The sequence below is a fragment of the Janthinobacterium sp. PAMC25594 genome, from assembly GCF_019443505.1.
Lineage (GTDB): Bacteria > Pseudomonadota > Gammaproteobacteria > Burkholderiales > Burkholderiaceae_D > Janthinobacterium.
Genome location: NZ_CP080377.1, coordinates 448787 through 468020 on the forward strand (window position 1 = coordinate 448787; position 19234 = coordinate 468020).

At 61.1% G+C, this 19234-nt stretch carries 18 protein-coding genes; 10 read left to right on the forward strand and 8 right to left on the reverse strand.

Annotated elements, in window-relative coordinates; translation table 11 throughout:
- Genes KY494_RS02015 through KY494_RS02025 form a run of 3 tightly spaced genes read right to left on the reverse strand, consistent with a single transcriptional unit; the run spans position 1 to position 5542 of the window.
- Positions 1-1191 carry a hybrid sensor histidine kinase/response regulator gene (locus KY494_RS02015; protein ID WP_258194602.1) on the reverse strand — a complete coding sequence of 397 codons (1191 nt, stop codon included), beginning with the start codon at positions 1189-1191 and terminating at the stop codon, positions 1-3.
- Complete coding sequence (locus tag KY494_RS02020; protein ID WP_219889671.1) at positions 1188-2066, reverse strand: protein-glutamate O-methyltransferase CheR; 879 nt, start codon at positions 2064-2066, stop codon at positions 1188-1190. The genes KY494_RS02015 and KY494_RS02020 overlap by 4 nt, the downstream gene beginning before the upstream one ends.
- Positions 2066-5542 (reverse strand): response regulator, encoded by a 3477-nt coding sequence (locus KY494_RS02025; RefSeq protein ID WP_219889672.1) that lies wholly within the window; start codon positions 5540-5542, stop codon positions 2066-2068. The genes KY494_RS02020 and KY494_RS02025 overlap by 1 nt, the downstream gene beginning before the upstream one ends.
- Before the next feature lie 282 nt (positions 5543-5824).
- Here KY494_RS02025 and KY494_RS02030 point away from each other — a divergent pair, with 282 nt between their 5' ends.
- Positions 5825-6277 carry an Hsp20/alpha crystallin family protein gene (locus tag KY494_RS02030; RefSeq protein WP_219889673.1) on the forward strand — a complete coding sequence of 151 codons (453 nt, stop codon included), beginning with the start codon at positions 5825-5827 and terminating at the stop codon, positions 6275-6277.
- Between the two features lie 96 nt (positions 6278-6373).
- On the opposite strand, the gene KY494_RS02035 is transcribed toward KY494_RS02030, so the two are convergent.
- The gene (locus tag KY494_RS02035; RefSeq protein WP_219134394.1) at positions 6374-7720 is read right to left on the reverse strand and encodes an MFS transporter; all 1347 of its coding nucleotides are present in this window, start codon (positions 7718-7720) and stop codon (positions 6374-6376) included.
- 217 nt (positions 7721-7937) lie between these two features.
- Between KY494_RS02035 and cyoA the strand changes: the two genes are divergently transcribed.
- The 7 genes from cyoA to KY494_RS02070 all read left to right on the forward strand — a co-directional run bounded on the left by cyoA (position 7938) and on the right by KY494_RS02070 (position 14712).
- Positions 7938-8921, forward strand: a complete 984-nt coding sequence (cyoA, locus tag KY494_RS02040) for a ubiquinol oxidase subunit II (RefSeq protein ID WP_258194603.1) — start codon at positions 7938-7940, stop codon at positions 8919-8921.
- An 84-nt stretch (positions 8922-9005) separates the two neighbouring features.
- A complete protein-coding gene (cyoB, locus tag KY494_RS02045; protein ID WP_219889674.1) occupies positions 9006-11009 on the forward strand; it encodes a cytochrome o ubiquinol oxidase subunit I in 2004 nt (667 codons plus the stop codon).
- Positions 11002-11640 (forward strand): cytochrome o ubiquinol oxidase subunit III, encoded by a 639-nt coding sequence (gene cyoC, locus KY494_RS02050; protein ID WP_071077269.1) that lies wholly within the window; start codon positions 11002-11004, stop codon positions 11638-11640. Before cyoB ends, cyoC begins: the two co-directional genes overlap by 8 nt.
- Complete coding sequence (cyoD, locus tag KY494_RS02055) at positions 11637-12023, forward strand: cytochrome o ubiquinol oxidase subunit IV (protein WP_219889675.1); 387 nt, start codon at positions 11637-11639, stop codon at positions 12021-12023. The genes cyoC and cyoD overlap by 4 nt, the downstream gene beginning before the upstream one ends.
- Positions 12020-12853, forward strand: coding sequence for an SURF1 family protein (locus KY494_RS02060; protein WP_219889676.1), 834 nt, complete (start codon positions 12020-12022; stop codon positions 12851-12853). The genes cyoD and KY494_RS02060 overlap by 4 nt, the downstream gene beginning before the upstream one ends.
- On the forward strand, positions 12837-14186 hold the full coding sequence (locus KY494_RS02065) for an ATP-binding protein (protein WP_219889677.1): 1350 nt from the start codon (positions 12837-12839) through the stop codon (positions 14184-14186). The genes KY494_RS02060 and KY494_RS02065 overlap by 17 nt, the downstream gene beginning before the upstream one ends.
- Positions 14176-14712: a response regulator transcription factor gene (locus KY494_RS02070; RefSeq protein ID WP_099377157.1), complete on the forward strand. Its 537-nt coding sequence runs from the start codon at positions 14176-14178 to the stop codon at positions 14710-14712. Before KY494_RS02065 ends, KY494_RS02070 begins: the two co-directional genes overlap by 11 nt.
- Here KY494_RS02070 and KY494_RS02075 read toward each other — a convergent pair whose 3' ends face one another.
- The 4 genes from KY494_RS02075 to KY494_RS02090 all read right to left on the reverse strand — a co-directional run bounded on the left by KY494_RS02075 (position 14713) and on the right by KY494_RS02090 (position 16866).
- Positions 14713-15384 carry a hypothetical protein gene (locus tag KY494_RS02075; protein WP_219889678.1) on the reverse strand — a complete coding sequence of 224 codons (672 nt, stop codon included), beginning with the start codon at positions 15382-15384 and terminating at the stop codon, positions 14713-14715.
- A gap of 218 nt (positions 15385-15602) precedes the next feature.
- Positions 15603-15830: a hypothetical protein gene (locus KY494_RS02080; RefSeq protein WP_219889679.1), complete on the reverse strand. Its 228-nt coding sequence runs from the start codon at positions 15828-15830 to the stop codon at positions 15603-15605.
- 36 nt (positions 15831-15866) lie between these two features.
- Positions 15867-16361 carry a GNAT family N-acetyltransferase gene (locus KY494_RS02085; RefSeq protein WP_219889680.1) on the reverse strand — a complete coding sequence of 165 codons (495 nt, stop codon included), beginning with the start codon at positions 16359-16361 and terminating at the stop codon, positions 15867-15869.
- A gap of 70 nt (positions 16362-16431) precedes the next feature.
- The gene (locus KY494_RS02090; RefSeq protein WP_219889681.1) at positions 16432-16866 is read right to left on the reverse strand and encodes a hypothetical protein; all 435 of its coding nucleotides are present in this window, start codon (positions 16864-16866) and stop codon (positions 16432-16434) included.
- Positions 16867-17286: 420 nt separating this feature from the next.
- Here KY494_RS02090 and KY494_RS02095 point away from each other — a divergent pair, with 420 nt between their 5' ends.
- Positions 17287-17457, forward strand: a complete 171-nt coding sequence (locus KY494_RS02095) for a hypothetical protein (protein ID WP_219134404.1) — start codon at positions 17287-17289, stop codon at positions 17455-17457.
- A 71-nt stretch (positions 17458-17528) separates the two neighbouring features.
- Positions 17529-19223 (forward strand): ShlB/FhaC/HecB family hemolysin secretion/activation protein, encoded by a 1695-nt coding sequence (locus tag KY494_RS02100; protein ID WP_219889682.1) that lies wholly within the window; start codon positions 17529-17531, stop codon positions 19221-19223.
- The last annotated feature ends 11 nt before the right edge of the window (positions 19224-19234 follow it).

The following is a 19234-nucleotide window of genomic DNA, read 5'->3' on the forward strand; positions in this document are numbered from 1 at the left end:
TCAGCTGCCGGCCAGCGGCAGGGTGACGCTGAACAGGGCGCCATTGCCGGGCTGGCTTTGCAGGGTGATGGCGCCGCCATGCGCATCGACCAGCTGCTTGGTGATGAACAGGCCCAGGCCCAGGCCGCCCGTGCGGTCCTGGTGCATGACGCGTTCGAACGCGTCGAAGATGCGTTCCTGGTCGCGCGCATTGATGCCGATGCCATGGTCGCGCACTTCGATGACGGCGCTGTTCTGCGTGTGCGCCAGGCTGATTTCCACGGGCTGGCCCTGGCCGTAGCGCACGGCATTGCTGATCAGGTTGACAACGATCTGCTCGACGCGGAAAGCATCCCAGTAACCGTGGATCGGTTCGAAGGCCAGCACTTCCAGCACGCTGCCCGTCGTGGCCGCATACGGGGCCAGGTCGTCGGCCACCCGGCGCACGAGGCTGGTCAGGTCGACGGCTTCGCGGCGGATCGACAGCTTGCCGCTGGTGATGCGCGAGACATCGAGCATGTCGTCGATCAGGCGCACCATGCTGCGGATTTGCCGCCCGTCGCGCGCCACCATCTTGTTCAGCTTGTCCGGCTCGAAGGCGGCCAGGTTGCCCCGCTCCAGGTTGACGGTGCGCATCTGCGTTTCCAGGAACAGCGTATTTAATGGCGTACGCAGTTCGTGCGCCACCATGGACATGAATTCGTCGCGCAGGCGCAGCGAGCGCTGCAGTTCCGCCTGGGTGGCACGTAATTCTTTCAATAACGCTTCCTGCTGCTGGCGGCTGTGTTCAAGCGCCTGCACCTGGCGCCGCGTCTCGCTGCGCTGCTGGTGCAGGGCCACGAAGACGTTGACCTTGCTTTGCACGGCATTGATGTCGAGCGGCTTGTGCAGGAAATCGACGGCGCCGCTTTCATAGCCCTGGAAGGCGAAATTCATTTCCTTGCCGGCCGCCGTGACGAAGACGATGGGGATGTGGCGCGTTTTTTCCGTGCCGCGCATCAATTGCGCGAGCTCAAAGCCATCCATTTCCGGCATTTGCACGTCGAGGATGGCCAGCGCGAAATCGTGCTCCAGCAACAGGGCCAGCGCTTCTTCGCCCGAGGAGGCCTGGTAGACGCTGCGGTCGCTCTCGCGGATCAGCGCATTGAGCGCGCGCAAGTTTTCCGGCAAATCGTCGACGATCAGCAGTTTGGTGCTTGTTTCATTCATCATGTTTCATTCCTGGCATGACCATGCCGTCCAGCGTAGTGGGAAGCGGCGTGCGACGGCGCACGCTTGCGGTAGAGCTTTTCGGGACCCGGCAATGGCTCGAAGTCGGCGGCAAAGCGCGTGAAGTGCGTGCTTTCCTTGCTACCCAGGCCCAGGAAGCCCCGGTGGCACAGCGAGTCGTGAAACAGGCCCAGGGCCCGTTCCTGCAAGGTTTTATTGAAGTAAATCAGCACGTTACGGCAACAAATCAATTGCGTTTCAATAAAAACGCTGTCCGTGGACAGGCTGTGGTCGGCAAAGTTGATCCTGTCGAGCAGGCGCTGCTGGAAACGCGCCGTGGCATGCTCGACCGTGTAGTACTCGGACAGCTGGCCCAGGCCGCCCGCGGCCAGGTAGTTGTCGCCGTAGTCGGCCATGCGGTGCAGCGGATACACGCCGCGTGCGGCCGTGGCCAGCGCCTGCGGATTGATGTCGGTGGCGTAAATCGTGCTGCGTTCGAGCAAGCCTTCCTCGTGCAGCACGATGGCCAGCGACAGTGCCTCTTCGCCCGTGCAGCAGCCGGCCACCCAGATCGTCGGCGACGGATAGGTTTTCAGCACGGGCACCACGTGTTCGCGCAAGGCGCGGAAAAACGCCGGGTCGCGGAACATTTGCGTGACGGGCACGGTCAAAATCTGCAGCAGCTTGCCAAAGGCGGCCGTGTCGTCCAGCACCAGCTGCTGCAGGGCGGGCAAGTCGGCGCAATGGAGGCGCTCCAGCGCCTGGTTCAGGCGCCGGCGCTGCGAGGGCAGGGAATAGTCGCGGAAATCATAGCTGTAGCGCTGACAGATCGCCTCCATCAGCGCATGCAGTTGCGCGTCCGTGGTGCGCAGGGACATCACATGCGTTCCATCTTCGGCATCCACACGCGCAGCAGCGAATACAAGCGGTCCAGGTCGATCGGCTTGGCCAGGTAATCGGACGCACCCGCCTGCAAGCATTCTTCCTGGTCATTTTTCATGGCCTTGGCCGTAATGGCGATGATGGGCAGCTTGTTGTAGCGGCCATCAGCGCGGATCAAGCGCGTCGCTTCCAGGCCATCCATGCCCGGCATCATGACGTCCATCAACACCAGGTCGATATCGTCCACGCTGTTGAGCTTGCTGATGGCTTCGAAGCCGTTGCGGCCGATTTCCACCACCACGCCTTTCTGTTCCAGCGCATTCGTCAGCGCAAAGATATTGCGCACGTCGTCGTCCACCAGCAAAATCTTGCGGCCTTCAAACACGCGTTCGCGGCTGCGTACCTGCTGCAGCATGCCCTGTCGCTCGCTCGACAGTTCCGACTCCACCTTGTGCAGGAACAAGGTCACTTCGTCGAGCAGGCGTTCGGGCGAGCGGGCGCCCTTGATGATGATGGAGCGCGAGTATTTCATGAGGTCCGCTTCTTCCTCGCGGCTCAGGTTGCGGCCCGTATAGACGATGACGGGCGGGAACGAGCACAGTTCTTCATGTTCCATGCGTTCGAGCAATTCGTTGCCCTGGATGTCAGGCAGCTTCAAGTCGATGATCATGCAGTCGAAAATCTGCGTCTTCAGCAATTCCAGCGCCTGCTCGCCCAGCGCCAGGGCCGTGATTTCCACGTCGTCGTCGCTGATCAGGTGCACCACGCTTTCGCGCTGGCGTTCATCATCCTCGACCAGCAGGATGCGCTTCATCTTTTGCGTGAATTTCGATTCGAGCTTGCGGAACACTTCCTTCAGCTGATCGCGCGTGCGCGGCTTGGTGGCATAGCCGATGGCGCCCAGCTGCATGGCTTCCTGGATCTGGTCATTGCCCGAGACGATGTGCACGGGAATGTGGCGCGTCAGCGGATTTTCCTTCAATTGCTGCAAGACCAGCAAGCCCGGGCGGTCCGGCAAGCCCATGTCGAGCAGGATGGCGTCGGGCAGGAATTCTTCCGCCAGGCGCAAGCCTTCGTCGGCGCCGTGCGCCACCAGGCAGCGGTATTGCATTTCATGCGCGAGGTCGAACAGGATGCCGGCAAATGACGGCTCATCTTCGATCACCAGCACGGAACGCTGGCCCGTCTTGCCTGGGTGCGCGCTGTTCCGGTCATCCTGGAAGGTGGGCAGCGGCACTGGCTTGGCGGCGGGCGCCGCCTTGGGCGCGGTGACTTTTGCGGGCGCTTGTGGCGCCGCCGCCGGCACTGTCGCCGCTTCCACGGCGCGTTCCGGCATGACGGCCGGCAACACCAATGTAAACGTGCTGCCCTGGCCTGGCGTGCTGGCCAGCTCGATGCTGCCACCCAGCAAGGCGGCCAGGTCGCGCGAAATCGACAGGCCCAGGCCCGTGCCGCCATAGCGGCGGCTGGTGGTGCCGTCGGCCTGGTGGAAGGCGTCGAACACCTTTTGCTGCTGCTCGTCGGCGATGCCGATGCCCGAATCCTGTACCTGGAAACGCACCTGGCCGGCCGCATCGGTGCTCACGTGCAGGGACACGGTGCCCGTATCGGTGAATTTGATGGCGTTCGACAGCAGGTTTTTCAGGATTTGCTCCAGGCGCTGGCGGTCGCTGACGAAGGACGGCGGTGCGTCCGGCGCCACCTTGACGTCAAACACCAGTTTCTTTTGCTGCGCCTGGGCGCCGAACAACATCTTCATGCTGCTGAGCAGCTCGGCGAAGGGCACGGCTTCCGGCGTCAATTCCAGCTTGCCTGCCTCGACCTTGGAAATGTCGAGGATATCGTTGATGAGGGTCAACAAGTCGTTGCCGGCCGAATAAATGGTTTGCGCAAACGTCACTTGCTCCGGCGTCAGGTTGCCGCTGCTATTGTCCGACAGCAGCTTGGACAGAATCAGCGAGCTGTTCAACGGCGTGCGCAGTTCGTGCGACATGTTCGCCAGGAATTCGGATTTGTAGCGGCTGGCGCGCTGCAGCTCGTCCGCGCGGGCTTCCAGCTGGGCGTGCGCCTGGCCGATCGCCATGTTTTTCTGGTCCAGCGACAGCGCCTGCACGGCCAGCTGTTCGTTCGACTGTTCCAGCGCCGCTTTTTGCTCTTCCAGGTGGGCTTGCGACTGTTCCAGCACGCGCGACTGCTCGCCCAGCTCTTCGTTGGCCGTGCGTAATTCTTCCTGCTGCACTTCCAGCTCTTCATTCAGTTGCTGGGTTTCTTCCAGCACATTTTGCAGGCGCTGGCGGTACAGGGCCGCTTCCAGCGACGTGCCGATATTGGTCGCAATCAGGTTCAGCCATTGCTTGGCGCGGGCGCTGACGGGGTGCGTAAAGCCCAGTTCGATGACGCCGTTGACGATGCCTTCATTGTTGACGGGCGCCAAAACCAGTTCCAGCGGCGCACCGCGCCCCAGGCTTGACGTCACGGTCAGATAATTCTCGGGGACTTGCTGCACATGCTTGAGCTTTTTCTCGCGCGCGGTCTCGCCTACCAGGCCTTCGCCCAGCTTGAACACCTGTTTTTCCTTCACGCCCTGCTCATTGAAGCCGTACACGGCCGTGCGGCGCAGGCTGCCATCTTCGTCGACGACGTACAGGGTGGCCACGGCCACTTCCAGCCGGTCGGCCAGGAAATCGAGCACGTGCCGGCCCAGCTGCGCCAGGCCAAGCTGACCGCTCGTGTGTGCCGCCAGCTCCGTCTGTCCCGTGCGCAGCCAGGCTTGCTCCTGCAGCACCTCGTTATCCTTGCCGCGCTGTTCGAGCGCATCGTTGTAGATATCGGACAGGCGCAGCAGTTCGCGCCGGCCCAGGTAGGCCAGGAAGCCGGACATGCCCAGGCTGAGGATGAGGAACACCACCACGGCCAGCATGGTGCGGCCCTCGGCCGTATCGGCCCGTTCCTGGCGCAGTCGTTGTTCCATGGACAGGAAGGCAAGGAATTCGCGGCGGATTTCGTCAAATTCCAGCTTGCCTTCACCCTGGCGCACGCGCGCGAGGAATTCCTGGTTGTTGCGGCGCTGCGCGATCACGCCTTCCGCATACTCCATCCACTGGTTTTGCAGCGCGCGGATGCGGCGCAGGCGGTCCGTCTGGATGGGGCTGTCGGACACGAGGTCCAGCAGGGTAGTCATTTCGACGGCGATCTTGGCCTTGCCCGATTTATACGGCGCCAAAAACGTTTCGTCGCCCGTCAGCAAGTAGCCGCGCATGCCCGTTTCCAGGTCGACCGACAGCTTCATGACTTCGTTCGCATTACCGATCACCCGTTCCGAATGTTCGACCGAGCGCAGGGCCGACAGCAGGTAGGCGATCAGGCCGACAGACAAGAGGGCCGTGATGACCCCGATGACCAGCGGCAAGGTTACGTTACGGGCGAGGATGCGGCGAAAGCTGAAGGAATCGATCGGGGTCTTGGTATTCATCATGTCCGTGGAAGGCTGTCGCGAAAAAGTCAATTTTAATTGAAATGCAAGTTTTCTGGTGGTCAAGCATAGCGTGCGCTAGCATAACAGCCTTGCGCTCAATTGCCGACTCGCAAGACGCTGCAAAGCGCGGCAGCGCACAGAGAAAAGTAGCGAAAAAATCAAGATTGCTACGATTGAGGCAGATCAAAGAGATTGGCGGTTCGCATCCTAAGATGCAGGAGGTGGCGGCGTCCTTGCGGACGACCGCCGTGTGCAAACCAGTCCATGCAGGAGGACATCATGGCCAATCATCTGATCCGTCGCAATCCGCAAAATCCGCTGGCACGTTTCGACCCGTTCAGCGACATGGAAGATTTCATGCATGACTTTTTCGCGCCCGCCTTGCGCTTGCGCGATGGGGGTTCGTCACGCATGCGCGTCGACATTTCCGAAACCGGGCAAGCCTACCAGGTACAGGCAGACATTCCTGGCGTCAACAAGGACGATATCAAGGTCTCCATCGACGGCAACCGCGTCTCCATCAGTGCCGAACTCAAGGATGAAAGAGTGACGCGCGACGGCGGCGGCAAGACCGTGCGCAGCGAACGCGAGTATGGCCAGCAGTATCGCAGCTTCGTGCTGCCGCATGAGGTGGACGAGGCCGCCGCGCAGGCGCGTTATGAAAATGGCGTGCTGCTGCTGGACTTGCCGAAGAAAGAGGGCACGGGCGGGCGGCAACTGGCGATACAGTGATGTGGGATGGCATAAAAAAACGCCGGACGATGCCGGCGTTTTCTGGGGTGTTCGGGGTGGCGGTGCGCTGCCACCCAGATTGCCTCTATATATATGTCAGTCGCGGATTTCCAGCGCCCGGTTCAGGCTCAGGGCAGCCAGCGAGGCGACGGCGCCCGACAGCAGGTAGAAGCTGACATAGGCGAGGCCGAAGTTGGCTGACAGGCCCAGCGCCACCAGCGGGGCGAAGCCGGCGCCCACCAGCCAGGCCAGGTCGGACGTCAGGGCCGCACCCGTGTAGCGGAAGCGGGCAGGGAAGTTGGCCGTCACGGCACCGGCTGCCTGGCCGTAGGACAGGCCCAGCAGGCTGAAGCCCACGAGGATGAACACGTCCTGGCCCGTATTGCCGCCGCCCATCAGGCTCGGCACGAAGGCGCTGAAAATGGCGATCAGCACGGCCAGCACGCCCAGGGTGGTGCGGCGGCCCACTTTATCGGCCAGCAAGCCGGAAATCACCACGCCGATGGCGGCCAGCACGGCGCCCAGCATCTGCACTTGCAGGAAGTCGGGGGCGGAACGCGTCTGGTAGACGGAAATCCAGGACAGCGGGAACACGGTGACCAGATGGAACAGCGCGTAGCTGGCCAGCGCGGCGAGGGCGCCGATCAGCACGTTGCGGCCCTGGCCGCGGCTCATTTCAAACACGCTCACGGGCTGCAGTTCGCGTTCGTCCAGCAGGCGCGCATATTCATTCGTCGACACCAGGCGCAAACGGGCAAACAGGGCCACCACGTTGATGGCGAAGGCGACATAGAACGGATAGCGCCAGCCCCAGTCGAGGAAGTCTTCATCCGTCAGGCTGGTCAGCATGAACCAGAACAGGCCGGCGGCAAGCAGGAAGCCGAAGGGCGCGCCCAGCTGGCCCAGCATGGCGTACCAGCCGCGCTTGTTTTCCGGCGCGTTCAGGGCCAGCAGCGATGGCAAGCCATCCCACGAACCACCGAGCGCCACGCCCTGGCCGATGCGCAGCACGGACAACCAGATGATGGCGGCAAAGCCCAGGTGGGCGTAGGTCGGCAGGAAGGCGATGCCGGCCGTCGACACGCCCAGCAGGAAGAGGGCGATCGTCAGCTTGGCGCTGCGGCCCATGCGGCGCTGGATCTCCATGAAGATCACGGTGCCGAACGGGCGGGCGATGAAGGCGAACGAGAAGATCAGGAACGCATACAATGTGCCCTCCAGGCGTTCTTCGAACGGGAAGAAGACGCGCGGAAACACCAGCACCGAGGCGATGGCGTAGACAAAGAAGTCAAAGTATTCGGAAGCGCGGCCGATGATCACGCCGACGGCGATCTCACCGGGGTCGATATGCGATTCGACCGTGCCGGCCCCGCTTGCGTCGCGCAGGGAGTGAGGGGAAAAGTCGGCGGGTACATCCCCGCTGTGTGTGCGCGTGCTGGACATGATGATCGTCTCCAATATAGTTTCGAGTTCGGCCAACGCGTAACATACCCCGGGTGTCTCACGCCCGGAGTAGGACTATTCAATAGATAGTTGTAGGAAAACTCCGTACGTACCTAGTGAAAATCCGAGCAAGGGGTAGGACAAAACGTCCAATTGCCAACGCGCTCCAGTGAGAATACAGTACCATATCTTCATCCCCTGTACTGGACTTTCCTGTATGTTTTCATTAAAAGTTCGTCGCGGACTGCTTCTTTTACCTCTCGCATTGTTGGCTGGTTGCAATACGGTGGTACTGAATGCGTCTGGCGACATCGCAGTTCAGCAAGGCAATCTGATTGTCATCTCGACATTGCTGATGCTGTTGATTATCGTTCCGGTAATCGCCCTGACCCTGCTGTTCGCATGGCGCTATAGAAAAAACAATACCGCGGCCAAATACGAGCCGGACTGGGACCACTCGACTCGCCTCGAGCTGATTATCTGGGGCGCGCCCCTGCTGATCATCATCGTGCTGGGCCTGCTGACCTGGATCAGCACCCATACCCTCGATCCATATCGCCCATTGAGCCGTATCGACGCCAACCGCCCGATTCCCGCCAGCCACAAGCCGATGATCGTCGAAGTCGTGGCGCTGGACTGGAAATGGCTGTTCATCTACCCGGAGCAGGGCATCGCTTCCGTGAATGAACTGTACGCGCCCGTCGATCGTCCGATCCGCTTCAAGATCACCGCCTCGTCCGTCATGAACTCATTCTTCATCCCCGCACTGGCAGGTCAGATCTACGCCATGCCGGGCATGGAAACGCAGTTGAATGCCGTCATCAACAAGCCTGGTGTCTACAAGGGCTTCTCCGCGAACTACAGCGGTGCCGGCTTCTCGGGCATGCGCTTCAAGTTCCACGGTGTCAATGATGCGGACTTCGACAAATGGGTGGAATCGGCACGTGCCGGTGGCGGCGCGCTGAACCGCGACGACTACCTGTCGCTGGCCCAGCCTAGCGAACGCGACCCGGTGCGCCGCTACAGCGCCGTACCAAGCGATCTGTACAAGGCAATCCTGAACCGCACCATCGTTTCCGACGCCCTGTGCGTGACGCCGGTCGAGCCATACAAATTGACGATGGCAAAAAGCCCGGTAGCGGCCGTAACGGCAGTAGTCGCTAGCGATGCAGTGGTTGAAAAGGGCGTTCAAGCCAAGTAACAACTGCATGAATCCCGCAGCGCATTGCGCTGCAGATACTGGCGCCGCTTGCCTGGCGCCTCCCTTTTTTCTCTGAGAGTAACAATGCTAGACCATATTGATCTGACGAAGCTTATATTCGGCCGTCTGACTTGGGATGCAATTCCATTTCACGAACCTATCCTGCTGGCGACCTTTGCGATGGTTGCCCTGGGCGGTATCGCACTCGTTGCGGCACTGACGTATTTCCGCGTCTGGGGTACCCTGTGGCGCGACTGGATCACCAGTATCGACCATAAAAAAATCGGTATCATGTACATGATCCTGGGCCTGGTCATGCTGCTGCGCGGCTTTGCCGACGCGCTCATGATGCGTACCCAGCAGGCGATCGCCTTTGGCGACAATGCCGGCTTCCTGCCACCGCATCACTACGACCAGATCTTCACCGCCCACGGCGTGATCATGATCTTCTTCGTCGCGATGCCTTTCGTGACGGGTCTGATGAACTACGTGGTGCCGCTGCAAATCGGCGCGCGCGACGTGGCTTTCCCTTTCCTCAATAACTTCAGCTTCTGGATGACCACCATGGGCGCCGCCCTGGTCATGGCTTCGCTGTTCGTCGGCGAATTCGCCCGCACGGGCTGGCTGGCCTATCCGCCGCTGTCGGGCATCGTCGGCAGTCCGGACGTGGGGGTAGACTATTACATCTGGTCCTTGCAGATTGCCGGGGTCGGGACGCTATTGTCCGGTGTCAACCTGATCGCCACCATCGTCAAGATGCGCGCGCCAGGCATGACCTGGATGAAAATGCCAGTGTTTACCTGGACCGCACTGTGCACCAACATCCTGATCGTCGCCGCTTTCCCGGTACTGACGGCTGTGCTGGCCATGCTGTCGCTGGACCGCGTTGCAGGCTTTAACTTCTTCACGACGGAACTGGGCGGCAACGCCATGATGTACGTCAACCTGATCTGGATCTGGGGTCACCCTGAGGTCTACATCCTGATCCTGCCGCTGTTCGGCGTGTTCTCGGAAGTCGTCGCCACATTCAGCAGCAAGCGTCTGTTCGGCTACGCCTCGATGGTGTACGCCACCTGCGTTATCATGATCCTGTCGTACCTGGTATGGCTGCATCACTTCTTCACCATGGGTTCGGGCGCCAGCGTCAACTCCTTCTTCGGCATCACGACGATGATCATCTCGATCCCGACGGGCGCGAAGATCTTCAACTGGCTGTTTACCATGTACCGCGGCCGTATCCGCTTTGAACTGCCGATGCTGTGGACGATCGGCTTCATGGTCACCTTCACCATCGGCGGCATGACCGGCGTGCTGCTGGCCGTACCACCAGCGGACTTCGTGCTGCATAACAGCCTGTTCCTGATTGCCCACTTCCATAACGTGATTATCGGCGGCGTGGTGTTCGGCGTATTCGCTGCGATCAACTACTGGTACCCGAAAGCCTTCGGCTACAAGCTCGACACCTTCTGGGGCAAATGCTCGTTCTGGTTCTGGTTCGTCGGCTTCTACCTGGCCTTCATGCCGCTGTACGTGCTGGGCCTGATGGGCGTGACCCGTCGTGTCAACCACTTTGAAGATCCATCGCTGCAAATCTGGACCATCATCGCCTGGTTTGGCGCCGTCTCGATCGCACTGGGCATCGGCTCCATGCTGATCCAGTTCGTCGTCAGCTACCGCAACCGTCACGCCCTGCGCGACGTGACCGGTGACCCATGGGGTGGCCGTACGCTGGAATGGTCGACGTCGTCGCCTCCGCCAGACTATAATTTCGCCTTCACGCCACAAGTGCACGAACTCGATGCATGGACTGACATGAAGAAACACGGTTACCAGCGTCCGACGTCCGGTTTCACGAAGATCCACATGCCGAAGAACACCTGGGCTGGTTTCGTGATCGCCGCGCTGAGCGCACTGGTCGGTTTTGGCCTGATCTGGCAAATGTGGCTCGTCGCCGGCATTGGCTTCGCGGTCATGATGATCACCATCATCGTCCATACCTTTAACTACAAGCGCGATTACTACATTCCTGCGGAAGAAGTGGTCCGTACCGAAGACGCTTATACTAAATTGCTGAGCAGCCATGTCTGATACCATCGCCCATAACACCGGCGCCGCTGGCGCCGCACCAAGCACGCGCAGCTACTTTGTGCGCGAGCACCACCCGGAAAACGGCAGCTTGCTCGGTTTCTGGCTCTACCTGATGAGCGATTGCCTGATCTTCGCCTGTCTGTTCGCCACGTACGCCGTGGTGGGCCGCAACTACGCGGACGGCCCGACGGGCGCCGCGCTGTTCGACCTGCCGCTGGTGGCCGTCAACACGGCCATGCTGCTGCTGTCGTCGATCACCTACGGCTTCGCCATGCTGGCCATGCAGCGCAAGCAATTGCGCAGCACCCTGGTCTGGCTGGGCATCACGGGCCTGTTCGGCCTGGCCTTCCTGTCGCTGGAAATGTATGAATTCATTCATCTGATCCACGAAGGCGCCGGTCCGCAGCGCAGCGCGTTCCTGTCGTCGTTCTTCGCCCTGGTCGGTACCCACGGCTTGCACGTGACGTTCGGCGTGATCTGGCTCGTGACCTTGATGTTCCAGTTGAACAAGCATGGCCTGACCCCGGAAAACGGCCGCCGCATGATGTGCCTGTCGCTGTTCTGGCACTTCCTGGACGTCATCTGGATCGGCGTCTTCACCTTTGTCTACCTGATGGGAGTGCTGCCATGAGCGACCACCACACACACGGCGATAGCCATCACCATGACCAACACGATCATGGCAGCCTGAAAAGCTACGTCATCGGCTTCATCCTGTCGGTGATCCTGACGGCCATTCCGTTCTGGCTGGTAATGACGAAAGTCATCACCAACTCGGGCACCATGGGCCTGGTCCTGCTGGCGTTCGCGGCGGTTCAAGTGGTGGTGCACATGGTGTACTTCCTGCACATGAACACCAAGTCCGAAGGCGGCTGGAACATGATGGCGCTGATCTTCACGATCATGATCGTGGGCATTGCCATGGCTGGTTCCCTGTGGGTCATGTACCACATGAACCACAACATGATGCCGGATCTGATGCCTGAGTACATGCATACGAAAACGGCTCCATGATGAGTAATACGCGCCCAAGCAACACCGGGCGCGCCCCTGGCGCCGCATCGCAAGATGCCGCGCCAGGCCCACGCGGCATGGCTGTGCATTATTCAAGCATTGCATTGGCCTTGCTGGCGGGGATCTTGTTTGCCGGTTTCTGTGTCCTGGGAACCTGGCAAGTCAAGCGCCTGTTCTGGAAGCTTGACCTGATCGAGCGCGTCGAACAACGCGTACATGCGCCCGCAACGGACGCACCTGGACCCGCAGCCTGGGCCAGCATTACGCCACAAACGGATGAATACCGCCATGTGCGACTCTCCGGTACCTATCTCCCCATTTTCAATACCCTGGTGCAGGCAACGACGGCACTGGGCAGCGGTTACTGGCTGGTGACGCCCTTGCGCCTGGCCGATGGCAGCACCGTGCTGGTCAACCGCGGCTTCGTGCCGAAACGCGCCAGCATCGCCGCCGGCACGCCGGCCGGCATCGTCGAGGTCGAAGGCTTGCTGCGCATCAGCGAGACGGGCGGTGGTTTCCTGCGCGAAAACAGTCCTGCCACGCAGCACTGGTATTCGCGCGACGTGGCCGCCATCGCCGGCTCGCACATGCTCACCAACGTGGCGCCGTATTTTGTCGATGCGAAAGAGAAATCGGAAACGGCTGTTGATGCCCCCGTCGGCGGCCTGACCGTGATCTCGTTCCACAACAACCACCTGGTGTACGCCTTGACGTGGTTTGCGCTGGCCCTGATGGTGGCCGGCATCAGCTGGTGGATCGTGCGCGAAAGCCGGCGCCGCCGCGCCCGTGGCGCCCAGCGCCAGGAAAGCGACCATGCCGGGCAGGATTGAGATCCTGCCCAATCGCGAAGTCTTAGAGCGCGGCGCCGTGGCGGCCGAGATGGAACATCCGGCCGGCCACCAGAACATGAAGCTGCTGATCCAGCTGCGCTGGCTGGCCGTCATCGGCCAGATCAGCACCATCTTCGGCGTGGGCGTGGGACTGGGCATCGCCTTGCCCGTGCCCTACATGCTCGAAGTGCTGTCCTGCCTCATCGCTTTTAATCTGGCCAGCCTGTTGCGCTGGCACGAACGCCAGCCCGTGTCCAATACGGCCCTGTTCCTCGCTCTGCTGGTCGACGTCACCGTGCTGACGGCCCAGCTCTACCTGAGCGGCGGCATCAGCAACCCGTTTGCCTTCCTGTACTTATTGCAAGTCATCCTCAGCGCCGTGCTGCTGGAAGTGTGGTCGACCTGGATCATGGTGGCCATCACGAGCCTGTGCCTGGCGGGCCTGGCCTTGCTGCCCGGCCCCCTGATTCTGCCGATCGACCCCGAGCGGGGCTTTGCCAGCCTCTACGTGCAAGGCTTGCTGATCTGCTTTATCCTGAACGCGGCCTTGCTGGTGGTGTTCATCACGCGCATCAACCGCAACCAGCGCGCCGGCGACGCCAAGGTGGCGGACTTGCGCCAGCGCGCGGCGGAAGAAGAGCACATCATCCGCATGGGTTTGCTGGCCTCGGGCGCCGCGCACGAACTGGGCACGCCGCTGGCCACGCTGTCAGTCATCCTCGGCGACTGGCGCCGCATGCCGGAATTGAGCAAGAACAGCGAATTGCTGGAAGAAATCACGGAAATGCAGGCGCAGTTGCGGCGCTGCAAGAGCATCGTCAGCGGCATTTTGTTGTCGGCGGGCGAGGCGCGCGGCGAATCGTCCGTGAAGACGACGATCAACACCTTTCTCAACGACCTGGTGGACGAGTGGCGCAGCAGCCGCCCGATCCAGGATTTCGAGTACGATAACCGCATCGAACATGACATACCCGTCGTCTTCGATTCGACCCTGAAACAAACGATTTGCAATGTGCTCGACAATGCGCTGGAAGCGTCGCCGGACTGGCTGCGCTTCGAGGCCACGCGCGAAGCGGATGCCTTGCACCTGGTCATTACCGATGCCGGCCCCGGCTTCGAGCCATCGATGCTGACGCACCTGGGCAAGCCATATCAAAGCAGCAAGGGTAAGCCCGGCGGCGGCCTCGGTCTGTTCCTGGTGGTGAATGTTGCGCGTACCCTGGGCGGCACGGTGACGGCGCGCAACCGGGTGCAGGGCGGGGCGGTGGTGCACCTGGCCTTGCCGCTGGCGGCCATCAAACTGGAAAGAGAAAGCGACCACCATGCAGGATGACCGTCTGTTATTGATCATCGAAGACGACGCCGCGTTTGCCCGCACCCTGGGCCGCTCGTTCGAGCGGCGCGGCTACCAGGTCATCCTGGCCACCAATTTCGACGAAGCGAGCGCCTTGCTGGAACAGCATTGCCCCGACTACGCCGTCGTCGATCTGAAGCTCAATGGCAATACGTCCGGCCTGGCCTGCGTGCAGATGCTGCACCAGCACGACCCGGAGATGCTGATCGTCGTGCTGACGGGCTACGCCAGCATCGGCACGGCCGTCGAAGCCATCAAACTGGGCGCCTGCCAGTACCTGGCGAAGCCGTCCAACACGGACGACATCGAAGCGGCCTTCGGCCACGTGGCCGGCAACGCCGACATCGAACTGACCAACCGCGCCACCAACATCAAGACCCTGGAATGGGAACGCATCCACGAAATGCTGGCCGAGACGGATTTCAATATTTCGGAAACGGCGAGAAGGCTGGGCATGCACCGGCGCACGCTGGCGAGGAAGCTGGAAAAGCAGCGGGTGAAATAATCAATTAGCAGCCTGCTCATTGTCGAATGTGAGCTCGAGCACGCTGTCGTCGCTCCAGTCCTGCTCCCGCAACGGCGGCGTGAACGACGCGCCGCTGAAGGGCACGGGCGCGCTTTTGCCGTTGTAGCTGATCGTCGCGGCCGTGATACGCCGTGCTTCCGTAAAGCTGTAGGTGCCTTTTTGCGACACGAAATTGCACGGCCCGCCCAGTGCGCCCATCGCCGTGCGCATGGCGAAAGGCAAGGTGTCCTTGTCGATGGCCCAATGGACTTCGCAGGCCAGCCGCAGGTCGCCCAGGCGGCGGATGGTGTCGCTGGTCGCCGCACTGCGGATGTAGGGAATCCACCTGACCGACCCCGCCTTGCGGTTCAAGGTCAGCTCGGCCTTGTCATACAGAGGACCGAGCCCGACGGGCAAGCTGAAGATATTGCGCTCCCCCAGCGGTATCGCGGTACCGGCCTCGTCGCTTTCCAGCCGCAGCGCGATGCCATGCATGTCGGCATCGGCACGGCGCGGTTCCAGGATGAAGCGCAACTCGGCGCCTGGCGCCAGCGCGTGTTTTTCTTCGAAGCGTTTGACGCCCTTGAGCATGGCACTGTAGGGCTTCCAGTCCGGGTCCCGGATGCCTTTGACATTGACGGACGCGGCCGCCTCCTGGCCGGATGGCTCCACGGCTTGATCAGTATCAGCATGGGCCTGTACCGCGGCGCCGCACATACACAGCAGAAGACCAGCTTTTTTGATTGCACGCATACCCATCTTTCTATTCATTAATGAAAACGTGAGTGTAGAAAAAAACAGAGGTGGGAGCAGGTCTTTAAGACGGAACGTCAATTGGGATGAATGGAACGCTGGAAAGCGCTGTTTTTCTACACTATGCGCATCTGTATTTACGTCAATGCCATCAGCAAGCCGGAAGCAATGACTGCCGCGGCAAATAGCGCGACGGCGAAGTGATTGTGAGGAATGCCTCTCGCTGGAGGGTAGTGGCCCAGCGTGAATAGTCGCAGCATTGCCCAGCCCGGCCAATAGAACAGCTTTTCAATGACTGTTCCTAACAGACCATACATCAGCAGGCGAACGATCCAGACGATAGCGTCGAAAATCCAATCAAGCACAGTTCATCCTGGGGGCGATATGTGTACTGATTGAGTTCATGCCGCCGCCAGCCACTCCATCTTCTGCACCTGGATATGCGGATGGCTCTCCAGCGCTTCCCATTCCGGCAGGAATACAAATCCCTGCTTCTGGTAAAACGCGGCCGCGCGCGCATTCTCGGGCGCCACGTCGAGGACCAGCCGCGCATGGCCGCCGGCCAAGGCGTGTTGTTTCACCGCGCGGACCAACCCCGCCGCCACCGCCATGCCCCGGTATGCGCGATGCACCCACATGGCGATCAGGTTCGATTCCCCCGCGCTGCTGACGACATGGGCGGCGATGCCGATGGGGTGATCGCCGTCAAACGCCAGGAGGAAGGCACGCTGCGCCGTACTGACGGCGCGTTGCTGCCAATCTACATCGGTATAGGCGACCGCGCTGGCGTGGCTGACGCCGAAGGCGGTCGGCGCGTCGAGCAGGGCGGCCAGGCGCGTGGCTTTCAGGGCGGGCCAGTCGGCGCCGGTGGTGGGGCGGATCACGATGTTGTGCAAACCAGGCAACTCCTTACTGTGCGGCACGGCGGTGGATGACGATGTTTTTTGATAGGCCTCGCCAGCTTCGTCAGGCATCAGGATAAGTGTCGAGGCGTGCGCGCAATGCGGGCCAGGTTTCAAGAAGAAAGTCTTCCCGCTGCGCCATCTGCCCGTCGGCCTGCGCCTGTCGCAACAGGGCTTCGATGGCGGCCACATGCTGTGCCGTCTTCTGTTGCAGCGACAGGTCGAACAGGATCAGGGCCGCTTCGAAGTTGCCGGGCGGGCGCTGATCGTCTGGCGGCGCGGCGGGGAAGGGCGGCACCGCAAACGCCGCGCCATGCCAGATGGCCAGGGTTTGCAGGATTTTCTTGCCCAGTTGCCGGGCGGCGCCATCGGCGCCCTCGCTGTACAGCTCGGCCAGGGGCAAGGCCACGTCAAGCGCGGGGCTAGCGTCGTGGCGATACAGGGACAGCAGCACGGTGCCATTGTGTGGCAGTGAAACCTCGATCTTGGGCATGGGCATGACAAGCTGTAGTTTTTAGCATCAAAAACGTCATACTAAGCCACATCGACCTGCTCTGCAACGGCAATCCCCCGGCGGCGCTATATGCCGCGCCAGGGGGAAAAAGGGATGGCGCGGTGGGCACGTCGCATTCTTGTCGCGCATGTCCGGCCTTCCGAGATTACAGCAAAACGGGCGTGCAATTTAATGTCCACATGGAAACAATATAAAAAAATTTCAAATGTGCACGGATGTATCGAACTTTGGGAATGCCGTTAAATGACGATGGCGTTTGCGGATGTTTCTCCGTATTCTTGCTTCAGCACTGACGATCAGGGCCCCGTCGTCCAGCTGAGGCGTACGGCTGGCAAATAAAACAATGTGCAAAAAAACGACTGAGGCGTATTTTCAATTCAAGTATTCCTTGCACATAGGAATTTGATGCTTATTCTCAATGAACTCATAACGCTTTTGCCGCAGAGACCAAACGATACGTGGGGCTGGAGGGTCGAATGGGGAAGTCCTTCTATTGATGAAAACGCCCATGTTTTCAAGTTGTCGAAGAAAACTAAAGAGCTCGCCTCAATTCCGCATGCCGCCATGATCGGCTGACGGCCCCTCACCACCCCTGTCGATGATTTTCATCGCCAAGGAAGCCATTCGCGTCAGAAGGGATTCAACTCATGCTGCCACATCGCTCGCCGCTGTACATCCTGACAGTTTTGTCGATCTCCGTTTCATCCGCCTTCGCGCAAACCGTTCCGGACGCGGGTTCGCTATTGCAGCAAATTGAAAAAGGGCGACTGGCGCCGCCGCCGGGCAAGCCGGGGCCGCTTCTGGCGCCGCCGCCGCAGCCCATGAAGGAATTGTCGGGAATGTCGGTCACAGTGTCGCGTTTTCAATTCGCCGGCAATACCTTGCTCACGGAAGCGCAACTGGCGCCTGCCGTGGCAAGCTTCGTGAACCGGCCACTCTCGTTCAATGACCTGCAAAACGCCGCCGCCGCAGTGGCCGAAACCTACCGCAAGGCGGGCTGGATCGTGCGCGTCTATCTGCCACTGCAGGAGATCAAGGACGGCGTCGTGACGCTGCAGGTGGTCGAAGCGGTGTTCGGCCAGGTGCGCATGGAAGGCACGGCGCCGACCCGCGTGCCATTCGACAGGCTGGTGCCGATCGTGGGTGCCGCCCAGCCACATGGCGACGCGCTGAAAGCGCAGGCGATGGACCGCGCCCTGCTGCTGCTCGATGACATGCCTGGCATCAGCACGGCCGGCAGCCTGGCACCCGGGGAGCAGGCGAATGAAGTCGACCTGGTCTTGAAGGTCGAGGATGAAAAACTCATCAACGGGCAGGTCGGCGTCGACAATGCCAGCGCCCGTTCCACCGGCAGCGCGCGCCTGACCGCCGACTTGTACATCAATAGTCCCCTGCGTTTTGGCGACCAGGCGGTCGTCAATCTGATGCATACGGAAGGCAGCGATTATGCCCGCCTGGCCTACACCGTGCCGCTGGGCGCGGCCGGATGGCGGGTCGGCGCCAACGCGTCCCACCTGCGCTACCGCCTGGTGGACGATGCGCTGGCCGCGCTCGACGCATCCGGGACGTCGACCACGAGCGGGGTCGAGGCGACCTACCCGCTGATCCGTGCCCGTCTGCAAAATCTTTACCTGGCCCTCAATTACGACAACAAGCGCTTCGACAATCGGGCGGCGGCAACCACCATCACCGACTACAAGATCGATACCTTCACCGTCGGCCTGAACGGCAATGTGCTGGATCAATACGGTGGCGGCGGCAGCAACAGTGCCAGCCTCGCGCTGGTGCACGGCAAGGTCGACCTGGACGGCTCGCCCAACGCCCGCGCCGATGCCCTGACCACGCGCACCGGCGGCAGTTTCACCAAACTGCGCTATGCCGCCAGCCGCCAGCAGGTACTCACCGAGGCGCTGGCCCTGTACGCCGCGTTCTCGGGTCAGACCGCAGGAAAGAACCTCGATTCGGCCGAGAAATTCTATCTCGGCGGCGCGTATGGCGTGCGCGCCTATCCATCCAACGAAGGCGGCGGTTCGGAAGGACAGCTGTTCAACCTGGAGCTGCGCGCGCGCCTGCCCAACAATGTGAACGTCACCGGCTTCTACGACTGGGGCCACGTGAAGGTCAACCACGACAATCATTTCCCCGGCGCACCGGCGCTTGGCAGCTATAGCCTCAAGGGCGCGGGACTGTCCGTCGCCTGGCTGGCCAGCTTCGGCCTGAATCTCAAAGCGACCTGGGCCAGGCGCATTGGTGACAATCCGAACCCGACACTGACAGGAACGGACCAGGATGGTTCATTCAGAAAGAATCGCTTCTGGCTCCAGGCCACCATGCCTTTCTAGTTTTTCAGATT

Coding starts and splice junctions, on each gene's coding strand:
- KY494_RS02015 (WP_258194602.1), bottom strand. CDS start 1,191: ATGATGAATGAAACAAGCACCAAACTGCTGATCGTCGACGATTTGCCG.
- KY494_RS02020 (WP_219889671.1), bottom strand. CDS start 2,066: ATGTCCCTGCGCACCACGGACGCGCAACTGCATGCGCTGATGGAGGCG.
- KY494_RS02025 (WP_219889672.1), bottom strand. CDS start 5,542: ATGAATACCAAGACCCCGATCGATTCCTTCAGCTTTCGCCGCATCCTC.
- KY494_RS02030 (WP_219889673.1), top strand. CDS start 5,825: ATGGCCAATCATCTGATCCGTCGCAATCCGCAAAATCCGCTGGCACGT.
- KY494_RS02035 (WP_219134394.1), bottom strand. CDS start 7,720: ATGTCCAGCACGCGCACACACAGCGGGGATGTACCCGCCGACTTTTCC.
- cyoA (WP_258194603.1), top strand. CDS start 7,938: ATGTTTTCATTAAAAGTTCGTCGCGGACTGCTTCTTTTACCTCTCGCA.
- cyoB (WP_219889674.1), top strand. CDS start 9,006: ATGCTAGACCATATTGATCTGACGAAGCTTATATTCGGCCGTCTGACT.
- cyoC (WP_071077269.1), top strand. CDS start 11,002: ATGTCTGATACCATCGCCCATAACACCGGCGCCGCTGGCGCCGCACCA.
- cyoD (WP_219889675.1), top strand. CDS start 11,637: ATGAGCGACCACCACACACACGGCGATAGCCATCACCATGACCAACAC.
- KY494_RS02060 (WP_219889676.1), top strand. CDS start 12,020: ATGATGAGTAATACGCGCCCAAGCAACACCGGGCGCGCCCCTGGCGCC.
- KY494_RS02065 (WP_219889677.1), top strand. CDS start 12,837: ATGCCGGGCAGGATTGAGATCCTGCCCAATCGCGAAGTCTTAGAGCGC.
- KY494_RS02070 (WP_099377157.1), top strand. CDS start 14,176: ATGCAGGATGACCGTCTGTTATTGATCATCGAAGACGACGCCGCGTTT.
- KY494_RS02090 (WP_219889681.1), bottom strand. CDS start 16,866: ATGCCCATGCCCAAGATCGAGGTTTCACTGCCACACAATGGCACCGTG.
- KY494_RS02095 (WP_219134404.1), top strand. CDS start 17,287: ATGCTTATTCTCAATGAACTCATAACGCTTTTGCCGCAGAGACCAAAC.
- KY494_RS02100 (WP_219889682.1), top strand. CDS start 17,529: ATGCTGCCACATCGCTCGCCGCTGTACATCCTGACAGTTTTGTCGATC.